This is a genomic window from Xanthomonas phaseoli pv. dieffenbachiae, assembly GCF_008639345.1.
Classification (GTDB): Bacteria; Pseudomonadota; Gammaproteobacteria; order Xanthomonadales; family Xanthomonadaceae; genus Xanthomonas; species Xanthomonas phaseoli.
The window spans coordinates 67061-78967 of the sequence record NZ_CP041380.1 but is presented as its reverse complement, the minus strand read 5'-3'; the positions used below and the strand labels follow the sequence as shown (position 1 = coordinate 78967).

Here is an 11907-nt window from a genome sequence, read left to right as displayed (position 1 = left end):
GCTGTGTCGGCAGCGTGGCAGCCAGCGGTAAGCTGTGGGCATGTCATCGCCATCTCTGTCCAGTACGCTTGCTGGGCCCTTCGATTGGGCCCAGCGTCAGCAGGCATTTGCGCTGCCTCCCGGGGTCATCTATCTGGATGCGGCGTCGCGTGGTCCGCTGTTGCGCGCCATGCAGACAGTGGCGCATGACGCGGTGGATGCGATGGCCGCACCGTGGCGGTTGCCATTCGATACCTGGTTACAGCAGATCGAGCAGGTGCGCGGACTTGCGGCCGCGTTATTGGACGGCGATGCCGATGCGGTGGCCATGGTGCCCTCGGCCGCGCACGGCCTGGCCACGGCCGCGCGCAATCTGCCCGTGCAGGCCGGCGACGCAGTGCTGGTGCTGGAAGGGCAATTTCCTTCCAATCTGTTGATCTGGCAGCGCCGCTGCGCAGAGACCGGCGCGCATCTTGTGGCGGTGCCCACCACCGCTGGCGGCAGCTTGACCGATGCAGTGCTGCAGACCATTGCCGACACGCCTGCGCTGCGGATTGCGAGCTTGCCGCATGCGTACTGGCTGGACGGGCGAATGCTGGATCTGGACCGCATCAGTGCCGCCGTGCATGCACGCGGAGCGGCCCTGGTGCTGGACCTGAGCCAGAGCCTGGGGGTGTTGCCACCCGATCTGCACCGCTGGCAACCGGATTTCGTGGTCAGCGTCGGGCACAAATGGTTGCTCGGGCCGATGGGATTGGCGTGGCTATGGGTCGCGCCGCAGTGGCGCACAGACGGGCTGCCGATCGAAGAACACTGGATCGGCCGCGATGCAGGCAGCAGTTGGGAATTCCCGGTGGCCAGCGCGCCGCGGTACCGCAGCGGTGCGCGCCGATTCGATGCCGGCGGGGTTGCCGACCCGTTGCGAGTCGCAATGGCCACCGTGGCCTTGCAACAACTCAACGCGTGGCAGCCGGCGCGCATCGCAGCCGCATTGGGCGAGTTGACCACGCATTGGAACGCCGCCCTTCAGGCGCGCGGCTTGGGCAGCTGGTGCACGCGCGGACATGCGCCGCATCTCACCGCACTGCAGCCGCCGGCAGATACGCTGGACGCAGTGGCGACAACCCTTACCACGCTCGGGGTGATCTGCACCCGGCGGCACGGACGTCTACGGATTGCGCCGCATTTGAGTGTCACCGAACATGCACTGTCACGGGTGATTGAGGCGCTGCCAGGCGCATGAAGCGGCGCCTGCGTGCAGGAGCAGACCTGGCCGCGCCATGGCGTCACCGGGATGCCGCATCGCGGCCAGGTCCGCTCCGACGCATCGATGTGGTCGTGAACCGCATGGGCGTAGCCGTGAACAGGCTTGCCCTGCCGCTCAGCCGCGTTGGCTGATCCGCAAGCCACGCGGCGTTGCCCAACGCTCCAGTCCTTCGAACAGGGCCTGGACCACCAGCGCCAGCACCGCGGCGGGAATGGCGCCTTCCAGGATCAGGCCGAGATCGTCCAGGCGGATGCCGGTGAGAATCGGTTGGCCATAGCCGCCTGCACCGATCAGCGCGCCCAGCGTGGCGGTGCCCACATTGATCACCGCCGCGGTCTGGATGCCGGCCACGATCGTGCGGCGGGCCAGCGGCAGTTCCACCCGCCACAGGCGTGTCCACGCGGGCAATCCGATGGCGCGGGCAGTCTGGCGCAGTTCGCGTGGGATCGAGTTCAGCCCGGCGTGGGTGTTGCGCACGATCGGCAGCAGGCTATACAGAAACAGCGCGGCAATCGCCGGCTTGGCGCCGATGCCGAACAGCGGAATCATGAACACGAACACCGCCAACGATGGCAGCGTCTGCAGCACGCCGGTCAACGACAACACCACCTGCCCCAGGCGTGGACGCCGCGCCGCCAGCACGCCCAGCGGCAGCGCAAGCAGCAACGCCAGACCCAAAGAAATACCCACCAACGCCAGATGCTCGCGCGTATGCCGCAGCAAACGCTCCACACGCGAGTCCGCCTCCGATGCCGGTGTCACGCCCAACCAGTGCGCGGCAACCGCGGCTTCGGACTGCCGCTCCAGTTTGACCTGTGCATTGAGCCGTTGCATGGTCGCTTCGTCGATGCGTCCTTGCAGCTCACGCAAGGCCTGCAGCATCGCCGGTGCGCGTTGCGCCAGATCCTTGCGATACACGAAAATCGCCTGGTAATCGGGGAAATAGTGGCGGTCGTCGCGCAGCACCTGCAACTGGTAATACGGAATTTCCGCATCGGTGCTGTACAGATCGGTGACCTCGATGGCGCCGCTCTGCAGCGCGCGATAGGCCAGGTCGTGATCCAGCCCGGTCGCGGCCTGCGGCAGCGCGTACGCCGCGCGCACGCCCGGCCAGCCATCGGCGCGCTGCATGAACTCATTGCTCAGACCGATCTTGAGGGTGGGATGTCGTGCAAGATCCGACAACGAGGCGATGCCCAACGCCTGCGCACGTTCGCGCTGCATTCCGAAGGCGTAGGTGTTCTGGAAACCCAGCGAATCGGTCATCGCCAGCCCGCGTGCATCGAGTGCGGCGCGCAGCTCGGCCTGGCTGGCGTTGGGCAATTGCAGCAGCTCCTGTGCCAGCGTACCGGTGTATTCGGCATACGCGTCGATCTGCCCGGTCTCCAGCGCGCGCCAGAGGATGCGCGTGCCACCGAGTTGCGCGCGGTGCTGCACGTCCACACCATCGCGCTTGCCGGCAGCGGTGGCGATTTCGCCAAGAATGACCGCTTCGGTGAAATTCTTAGAACCGATGGCGACCTGCGCGGCCTGCGCGCCGGCACTGCAGATCAGCAGCACCGCAGCGATGAGCGCACGCGCCATCATGCGGCATCGCCAATGCTGCGCTGGGCGGTGAGAAAGCGCTGCACGAACGCGTCGGCCGGCTGCTCCAGCAGCTCGCGCGCAGTGCCTTGCTGCACGATGCGCCCGGCACGCATCAGCACCAGGTGGTCGGCCAGATAGGCCGCTTCGGCCACGTCGTGCGTCACCAGCACCACGGTCTTGCCCAACTGCGCGAACAGTTCGCGCATCTGCGCCTGCAAGTCGTAGCGCACGATGGGATCGAGCGCGCCGAGCGGTTCGTCCAGCAGCAAGGCCGGCGGGTCCAGCATCAATGCACGAATCAGCCCCACACGCTGGCGTTGACCGCCGGAGAGTTCGGCCGGGTAGCGCGCCAGCAACTCCGTCGGCAGTTGGCACAAGGCGCACAAGACATCCAGACGCGCATCGATGCGCTCCCGCGTCCAGCCCAGCGTCTGTGCCAGCAAGGTCACGTTGCTGCGCGCGTCCAGATGCGGAAACAAGCCGCCCTCCTGGATGACGTAGCCGATGCGTTGCCGTTGCGCCTGCAGGTTGGCGCGCTGCAACGGCGTGCCGTCGAACGCGACCGTGCCGCTGTCCGGCCACTCCAGCCCGACCAGCATGCGCAGCACGGTGGATTTGCCGGCGCCGCTCGGGCCGATCAATGCGGTCGTGATGCCGCTGGCAAACGTCAGCGAGACAGCATCGAGTGCGATGGCCTGGCCGTAGCGGCGGCTGACCTGGTCGAGAGTGAACATGCGGCCGAGCTTGCCGAACGCAGCGTCAGCCACGCGCGAAGGTGCGCATCAGCGGGGCGGCGCGAGCAATTCGCGTGCGCTCAGGTAGCCGTCGCCATTGGCATCCTGCCGCGCGAAGCGCGCGATCAGGGTGGCGCGATGCGCCGCATGGGTGATCGGCTTGCCGCGGCGGCCCGGCAGTTCATCGCCTTGCAGCACGCCATCGTGATCGGTATCGCGTTGGTCGAAGGCATAGCTCATCCAGGCCAGATATTCGTCCAGGCTCACCCGCCCATCGCCATCGGTATCCATGCGCTGCAGATATTGCTGGCTGTCCTGCACCTGGGCCTGCGCAGCAACCGCCGGCAGAAAGGCGCACCACACGCCCAGCACGGCCCGCACGATCGCGCCACGCGCCCGATGTACATGCATCACAGCGCGCCTGCCGCCCGGGTTACGCACCACTCAGCGCATACCCCTTGAGCCGCGCCGCATACGCCTGCAACGCGGCATTGCCGCTGGCCTCGGCCTCATGGCACCACTGCTGCAATTGCCGGAGCCGCTCGGACGCATCGTGGCTGCGCGCTTCCAGCACCGCGGTCAGCCGCGCACGGTACTCGACCAGCGTGCGCATGCGCGGGCGCTGCGCCACCCAGGCCTGCAACTGCGCCCGCGCGTCCGGCTTGAGCCAGCGCCCATCGTCGACCAGGCCCTTGCGCAAACGACGCGGCAGCAACTCGCGCAGCTTGGCGCCGGTGGCAGCCGCCTCTTCGCGCAACGCCGGCTTGAGCACGTTGCGCTGGTAGTCGGTCATAGCCTGGAAGCGGTGCGAGAGCAGCGCCTTGAGCGTGTCGGCATCGGGCACGGCGATATTGGGGCGGATATCCAGCGACGGCGCCACCCGCAGCACCTTGGCCAGGCCCAGTGCCTGCAGGCCGCAGATCGCGATCCAACCGATATCCAGCTCCCAACGCCGCATCGAAAACCGTGCCGAGCTCGGGAAGGCATGATGGTTGTTGTGCAATTCTTCGCCACCGATCCACAGCGCCCACGGGGTGAGGTTGGTGGAGGTGTCGGCCGATTCGAAATTGCGATAGCCCCACCAGTGGCCCAGGCCGTTGACCACACCCGCTGCCCAGAACGGAATCCACGCCATCTGGATCGCCCACAACGCGATGCCGGGCAACCCGAACAGCACCGTGTTGATCACGCCCAACGCAATCGGGCCGGCGTTGGCGTGCGGCGTGTACAGATGCCGCTCGATCCAGTCGCTAGGCGCGCCCTTGCCGTACTGCTCGATATCGGCGCGCTGCGTGCGTGCTTCGCGGTACAGCTCCACGCCGCGCCAGAACACCTGCGAGATGCCCTTGGTCTGCGGGCTGTGCGGATCTTCCTCGGTTTCGACCTTGGCGTGATGCTTGCGATGGATCGCCACCCATTCGCGGGTGATCATCGAGGTGGTCAACCAGGTCCAGAACCGGAAGAAATGCGCGATGACCGGATGGAAATCCACACCGCGATGCGCCTGGCTGCGATGCAGGTACAAGGTCACCGCAAAAATGGTGAGCTGGGTGAACACCAGCAGCACCGCCAGCATGCCCCACACGCCCAGCCCTGCCACGCCGGAAGTCAGAAAGTCGATGATCGGATCGGACAACATCGGCATCTCCACAGCAGCGCTCCCCATTCGATGCAGACATGATGGGGGCGATCGCGGCAAACTTCACCCTTCGGATGCGTAGGGTTGCACCTACATTTCTAAAGCGATTCAGACCCCGTCCCCACTTCCGTCTGCTGTCACCCGTATGACTGTTGCTACCGAAAACGCTGCTGTTTCTGCTGCTGTCGCCAACGCCGCCCCGCTGATCGAACTCGACCAGGCCAGCGTGATGCGCGGCCAGGTGCGGGTGCTGCATGCGCTGAGTCTGCGCATTGCGCTGGGGCAGCACACCGCGATCCTGGGCCCCAACGGCTGCGGCAAATCGTCCTTCATCAAGCTGATCACGCGCGAGCTGTACCCGCTGGCGCGCGGCGACGGCCAGCCCGCCGTGAAGGTGCTGGGACAAACGCGCTGGCAGGTGGATCGCCTGCGCTCGCAACTGGGCATCGTCACCGGCGATCTGAGCGTCAACCTGGCCGACATGCCAGGGCTGGATGTGGAAAGCGCGGTGCTCTCCGGATTCTTCGCCAGCTCTGTGGTGCCGCCACATCGCGAGATTAGTCACGACATGCGTGCACGCGCGCGCGAAGCGCTGGCGCTGGCGCGCGCATTGCCGCTCGTGGACCGGCAATTTGCCGAACTGTCGGCCGGGGAAACCCGCCGGGTGCTGATTGCGCGTGCGCTGGTCAATCGCCCGCAGGCGTTGCTGCTGGACGAACCGTCCACCGGGCTGGATCTGGTGGCGCGCCAGCACCTGCTCGAGACGATGCGGCACCTCGCCCATCAAGGCATCACGCTGGTGCTGGTGACCCATCACATCGAAGAAATCGTGCCCGAGATCGAACGGGTGATCCTGCTGCGCGCCGGCAAGGTGGTGGCCGACGGCACGCGTGAGGCGCTGCTCACCGATGCCAGCCTGTCGGCCGTGTTCGACGGCCCGGTGCGGGTGCAGCGCGATGGCGAGCGCTGTTGGGCGACAGTGGGCGAGTAGCCGACACTCCGCCCGCAGTTCGCGCAGGGCGTGTCCTTGCACGAGCTGCCGACGATGCTCGGCAGCGCGATGGCCAAGCGCGCGCCGGATGCGCGCATGACCGCCTCACAACCACGCTTTCCAGGCATGACCTTGGACACGGGACGCCGCCGCCGCGCCTGCGCTTAGACTCGCCGCACACACAGACAGGAGTCGTCCCGATGGCCCAGTGGTATTTCCATAACCCCGGACAGGCCGACCGTCTCGGCCCCCTCGACGATGCCAGCGCCCGCGCGCACGCGCAGCGCCACCCCGATGCGCTGGCCTGGCGCGACGGGCTCGATGGCTGGACGCCGGCCCGTCAGCTGACCGAACTGCAGGGCGGCGCTAGCGCACCGCCGCCGTTGACCGGCATGCACGGGCGCGCGGATGAAATCGACTACCGCATTGTCGGCAACGACATGCAGTTCGTCGAAGTCGAGCTGGACCCGGGCGAGAGCGCCATCGCCGAGGCCGGTGCGCTGATGTACAAGGACGCGGCGGTGCAGATGGACACCGTGTTCGGCGACGGCTCGCATGCCGGTCAAAGTGGCGGCGGGCTGATGGGCAAGCTGCTGTCGGCCGGCAAGCGCGTGGTCACCGGCGAAAGCATGTTCACCACCGTGTTCACCCACGCCGGCAGCGGCAAGGCCAAGGTCGCCTTCGCCGCGCCCTACCCGGGCACGGTGCTGGCGCTGCGCCTGTCCGAGCATGGCGGCCAGCTGATCTGCCAGAAGGACAGCTTTTTGGCCGGCGCGCGCGGGGTGTCGCTGGGCATCGCCTTCCAACGCAAGATCCTTACCGGCCTGTTCGGCGGCGAGGGCTTCATCATGCAGAAGCTCGAAGGCGACGGCTGGGTGTTCGTGCATGCCGGCGGCACCGTCGTCGAACGCGAGCTGGGCCCGGGCGAGCGCATCGACGTGGATACCGGCTGCGTGGTGGCCTATCACGCCGGCGTGGACATGGACGTGCGCCGCGTTGCCGGCCTGAAGAGCATGTTCTTCGGCGGCGAAGGCGTGTTCCTGGCCACCCTCACCGGCCCGGGCAAGGTCTGGCTGCAATCGCTGCCGTTCTCGCGCATGGCCGGCCGCATGCTGCAGGCCGCCCCGCAAGCCGGCGGCCAACAGCGCGGCGAAGGCTCGGTGTTGGGCGGCCTGGGGCGGTTGCTGGATGGCGATAACCGGTTTTGATCGGGTGTCGCGGCGGGCGGGCGTGATGGCGATTTGGATTCGGGGGGCGAAGCACGCGTCGTGGCGCTTCTGAAGGCGCATGGCGGCGTTTGTCGCTCCAGGCATCTGGCATGTGCTGGGGCATACCCTGGTCCGGCGCGTTGCGCCAGCTCCTGCTCCATGAAGCAGGAAACTGTCCCGGCGGGAGAAGGCAGGCGACCGGGCCGTTGGTGCAATGACGGCACCCTGGCCGCAGCCACGTCCATCGCCGCACGGAACCGGAGCCCTCTCCCGGCGGGGCGAAAAGGCAGGGCGAGCGCGCCATCGGCGCGCCTGCCTTCGAGCGCCCACGCGCCGCAAGGCGGGGTTGGGGTGAGGGTCCGGGCGAAGCCACAGGTGGAATGGGACGGCATCAGGTGCCGCTCATACCCTCGTCCGGCGCTACGCGCCACCTTTTCCCGCGGGGAGAAGGAAGTGCAACGCCTGCAAAAGATGCTGTTCCGAATGAATTCCACTCACGCCACACCAGCGCAGCAGTGACAGCGCGCGTGTATTCTCCCTCGCCTTTCCCATCGACGTTCTCGCCATGATCGCGCTCCGCTGCTCCCGCTCGCTCGCCCTGTTGTCCATGCTCGGTCTGCTCGGCGCCTGCGGGGGCGAGCCGCGCCCGGCGACACCGGCGCCGGTGGTGCAGGCACCTTCGGCCGCAGCCCCCAAGCCCATCAAGATCGGCGTGGCGCTCGGTGGCGGTGCGGCCAAGGGCTTTGCGCATATCGGGGTGATCAAGATGCTCGAGGCCAACGGCTTTGCGCCGGTGGTGGTGTCCGGCACCAGCGCCGGCAGCGTGGTGGGCGCGTTGTATGCCAGCGGCATGGATGCGTTCCAAATGCAGGAAAAGGCCGTCGCGCTCGACCAGACCAGCATCCGCGATGTGCGGCTGTTTTCCGGTGGCTTGGTGCAAGGCCAGAAACTGCAGGACTACGTCAACGAACAGCTCGGCGGCAAGCCGATCGAAAAACTGCGCAAGCCGTTCGCAGCGGTCGCCACGCGTCTGGAAGATGGCGAACGTACCGTGTTCGTGCGCGGTAATGCCGGCCAGGCGGTGCGCGCGTCCAGCAGTATCCCGGGCGTATTCGAGCCGGTGACCATCGGCAACTATCACTTCGTCGATGGCGGCGTGGTCAGCCCGGTGCCGGTGGATGCGGCGCGCCAGTTGGGTGCCGAATTCGTGGTGGCGGTGGATATTTCCAGCAAGGCCAGCGGCAAGAATCCGGGGGACCTGCTGGGCACGGTGAACCAGTCGATCTCGATCATGGGCCAGCGCCTGGGCGAGGCCGAACTCAAACGTGCCGACGTGGTCATTCGCCCCAAGGTCAACGATATCGGCTCGGCCGATTTCAACCAGCGCGGTGCGGCGATCCTCGAAGGCGAGCGCGCCGCAATGGCGGTGATGCCGCAGATTCGCGCCAAGATTGCGCAACTGCAGGCCGCGCGCAGCAGCGCAGTCCGGACCGCCGCCGATCAGGCCAAGGCGGCCAAGCAACAGGCGTACGAGCGCTGCCTGGAACAACGCTCGCGCTGGGAAAAATTGCGTGGCAAGGATGAGGGCTGCGTGGCGCCGTAAGGCGGCTGCGCTGGAGGAATGGATTGCGGCCGGATGCGGCCGTGGGCGGGGCGCGCATGCACGCAAGGACTCCGCCGGCGATGCCTGTGGCGCACGCCTGCCGGCCAGTCGCATGCAGCTGCACAGTCGGTCCGCTGGATGTCGTGGGTGCTCGGGCCAGATGTCATCGGGACGGCATCGCGGCCGGGGCCGCTTCTACAATGGCCTGTGCCGCAGCCCTCGCTGTTGCGGCATGCGTGTGGGCCAAGGGGCGTGCTGGTGGGTGCCTGGTCGCAATGAATGCACCCCACGTGGGGCCTGCACCCGACGTGGTGGCTGGTGCGGACGGCGGGCTTGGCCGAGTCGTGGCAGTTGAGGGCCAAACGTCATCGAGATGGCGTCGTGGCCGAAGGCTCGACGACGACGACCTGCGTCGCTGCACTGCGCTTGCTACGTGGTTGCACCGCGTTTGCAGGAGCGACCTGCTCGCGATGCCGTCCCGGTCACCACACCGCACGCATCGCGCCGTAATGCGCGTCGCTCGGCCGCATGCCTCACTCAGGCGTCTGCATCGCCCACGACCTCAATACCGCCAACGCAGCGACACGCTGACAAAGCGCGGTTCGCCGTAGTTCTGATAATCCAGATTCGCCCAATAGGTCTTGTCGAACGCGTTACGAACCGCCAGCGAGGCGGTCCACTGCTCGCTGATGCGGTAATTGGCGTTCAAATGCACCAGCGCGTACGGGTTCTGCACCACGGTGACCGGCGTGGTGGCGCCCGTGCCGTCGCCGGTGGGGCGTGCGATATTGAAGCCGCGTACCGCGCTCTGCCAACTCACCCCGCCGCCGATGCTCAACCGGTCCCACGTCCCCGGCAGGCGCCACTGGGTGGAGAGTTGCAGATAGTCTTCGGGCAGGTTGGCGTAGATCGCATCGGTGGGCGCGCGCGTCACCTTGACGTGGGTATAGCCGGCGTTGATGGTCCAACCGGGCAACACTTCGCCATTGAAATCCACTTCCCAACCGCGGCTCTTGGTGCCATCCACGCCGATGTACGCCGAGCTGCCATCCGGCAGCGAAGCTTCCGGCTGGGTCATGTCGCGCACCGCGTAGTTGTCCTGCTTGGCTTCGAACACGGCGGCGGTGGCCATCGCGTGGCCATCGAACAACTGCGCCTTGATGCCGGCTTCCAGGTTGGACCCTTCCACCGGCGCGAGCAGGGTGTTGTCCTTGTCGCGGTAGTTCTGCGGATTGAAGATTTCGGTGTAGCTGGCGTAGACCGACACCTCCGGCACGATGTCGTACACCAGGCCGACGTACGGGGTGACTTCGTCGCTGACTTCATAGCGGCCGCTGGTGCCGGTGTAGCGGCCGCTGGCATTGAACGCCTGGGTGCGGGTTTCCCAGGAGCTCAGCCGCGCGCCGGCAATCAACGACAGCGGGTCGGCCAGCCGCAAGCGCGTGGAGGCATACACGCCGCGCTGGGTGGTGCGTGCGTCGCGTCGCGCGCCGGTACGCATGTAGCTCACCGCGGACGCGTCGCCATTCCAGTTACGGATGTTGGGAATGAAATAGCACCGTTCGCTGCCGCAGGTGGTCCAGTCGTCGGGATAGGTCTGCGCCAGGGTATAGGTGGTCGATTGCAGGTCCTGCCAGCTGCCGCCGATCACCACGTCGTGCTGGCGGCCGAACAAGGCGAACCCGCCGGACAGGTACACGTCCACGCTATCGCGCGTGTCCTGCGTTTCGCCAGCGTTGGCGCGCAGAAACACGCCGCTGCCATCGGCGGCCGGGTAACCGCTGCCGTAGACGCGCAGGCTCTGCACGGCGCCCTTGGTGTGGGCGGCGTTGATGCGCAGCAACCAGTCCTGCCCGAAGCGCTGTTCCAGGTTGGCGAATGCCGTGCTGGTGTCGCGCTGCCAGCGTGTCCATTCCGGCGCCATGTTGGTCGAGCGCGACAGGTTGGCGAAGGAGCCGTCGGCCGCGAAGAACGGCACCGTGCCCCAGGTCGAACCGACCGGGCTGTTGTCCTGGCGCTGGTAGCCCACGGTCAGCGTGCTGCTGTCGGTCAGGTCGCCTTCCAGCACCGCCATGCCCGACATCTTGTTGTCGTGGTAACGGTCGTAGTAGTAATCGCGATCCTGCCAGGCGGCCACCACGCGGCTGCGGAAGCGTCCGTCTTCGGTCAGCGGCGCGTTGACGTCGGCCTGCATGCGGCGGAAATCCCAGGTGCCCGCACTCACTCCGAATGAGGCATCGAAGTCCTTGCTCGGGCGCTTGCGCAACAGGTTCACCGTGGCCGAGGGAATGCCCGCACCGGTGAGCAGGCCATTGGCGCCGCGGATCACTTCGATGCGGTCGTAGAAGACCGTGTCGTATTCCTGGTTGGTGGCGCCGCTGTAGGTGGGCAGGCCGTCGACCTGGAAGTCGGTGATCTGGAAACCGCGCGCGAAATACAACGGCCGCTGGGTGTCGTAGAACGACACGTTGACGCCAGTCACATTGCGCATCACATCGTCGATGCTGAACAGCGATTGCTCTTCCAGGCGCTGCAACCCGATCACGCTCACCGACTGCGGGGTTTCCTGCAGGGTCAGCGGCAGCCGCGTGGTGGTGGCCGGTTGCGCGCGACTCACCGTGCCATTGACGCTGACCTGGTCGAGCGTCGTGGCGTTGGTCGCATCGGCGGCGTCGGCGGCATGGGCGGCGGGAGCCAAGGTCGACAGCGCGCACAGCAGCGCGGCAGACAACAGGCCAAGGGGAGCGATGGCAGCAGACATGGGGCGTTCTCGTCGATCGCTGCGGACGCAGCGCGTCACGCAACAGGGAAAGGCACAGGCACACGCGGGCGTCCACTCGAACCGGCTGGCTGACCCTGCGCGGGCTGGCGATGCGACACGAACGACATGGCCGGACGC

At 66.9% G+C, this 11907-nt stretch carries 9 protein-coding genes; 4 read left to right on the top strand and 5 right to left on the bottom strand.

Annotated elements, in window-relative coordinates; genetic code table 11:
- The first annotated feature begins 40 nt into the window (after positions 1–40).
- Positions 41–1222 carry an aminotransferase class V-fold PLP-dependent enzyme gene (locus FLG15_RS00295; RefSeq protein ID WP_057678494.1) on the top strand — a complete coding sequence of 394 codons (1182 nt, stop codon included), beginning with the start codon at positions 41–43 and terminating at the stop codon, positions 1220–1222.
- Positions 1223–1360: 138 nt separating this feature from the next.
- Here FLG15_RS00295 and FLG15_RS00290 read toward each other — a convergent pair whose 3' ends face one another.
- From FLG15_RS00290 to FLG15_RS00275, 4 genes are read right to left on the bottom strand one after another with little or no spacing between them, the layout of a single operon-like run.
- On the bottom strand, positions 1361–2833 hold the full coding sequence (locus tag FLG15_RS00290; protein ID WP_150145292.1) for an ABC transporter permease/substrate-binding protein: 1473 nt from the start codon (positions 2831–2833) through the stop codon (positions 1361–1363).
- Positions 2830–3567, bottom strand: coding sequence for an ATP-binding cassette domain-containing protein (locus FLG15_RS00285; protein WP_057678500.1), 738 nt, complete (start codon positions 3565–3567; stop codon positions 2830–2832). The genes FLG15_RS00290 and FLG15_RS00285 overlap by 4 nt, the downstream gene beginning before the upstream one ends.
- 48 nt (positions 3568–3615) lie before the next feature.
- Positions 3616–3978 carry an EF-hand domain-containing protein gene (locus FLG15_RS00280; protein WP_057678499.1) on the bottom strand — a complete coding sequence of 121 codons (363 nt, stop codon included), beginning with the start codon at positions 3976–3978 and terminating at the stop codon, positions 3616–3618.
- Between the two features lie 22 nt (positions 3979–4000).
- Entirely contained in the window at positions 4001–5206 is a 1206-nt protein-coding gene (locus FLG15_RS00275) for a DesA family fatty acid desaturase (protein ID WP_057678498.1), read from the bottom strand.
- A 145-nt stretch (positions 5207–5351) separates the two neighbouring features.
- Between FLG15_RS00275 and FLG15_RS00270 the strand changes: the two genes are divergently transcribed.
- The 3 genes from FLG15_RS00270 (at position 5352) to FLG15_RS00260 (ending at position 9008) form a co-directional block, all read left to right on the top strand.
- Positions 5352–6197 (top strand): ABC transporter ATP-binding protein, encoded by an 846-nt coding sequence (locus tag FLG15_RS00270; protein WP_057678492.1) that lies wholly within the window; start codon positions 5352–5354, stop codon positions 6195–6197.
- A 200-nt stretch (positions 6198–6397) separates the two neighbouring features.
- Complete coding sequence (locus FLG15_RS00265; RefSeq protein ID WP_057678491.1) at positions 6398–7405, top strand: TIGR00266 family protein; 1008 nt, start codon at positions 6398–6400, stop codon at positions 7403–7405.
- 565 nt (positions 7406–7970) lie between these two features.
- Positions 7971–9008: a patatin-like phospholipase family protein gene (locus FLG15_RS00260; protein WP_017157369.1), complete on the top strand. Its 1038-nt coding sequence runs from the start codon at positions 7971–7973 to the stop codon at positions 9006–9008.
- 562 nt (positions 9009–9570) lie between these two features.
- On the opposite strand, the gene FLG15_RS00255 is transcribed toward FLG15_RS00260, so the two are convergent.
- Positions 9571–11769 carry a TonB-dependent siderophore receptor gene (locus tag FLG15_RS00255; protein ID WP_150145289.1) on the bottom strand — a complete coding sequence of 733 codons (2199 nt, stop codon included), beginning with the start codon at positions 11767–11769 and terminating at the stop codon, positions 9571–9573.
- Positions 11770–11907 lie beyond the last annotated feature (138 nt).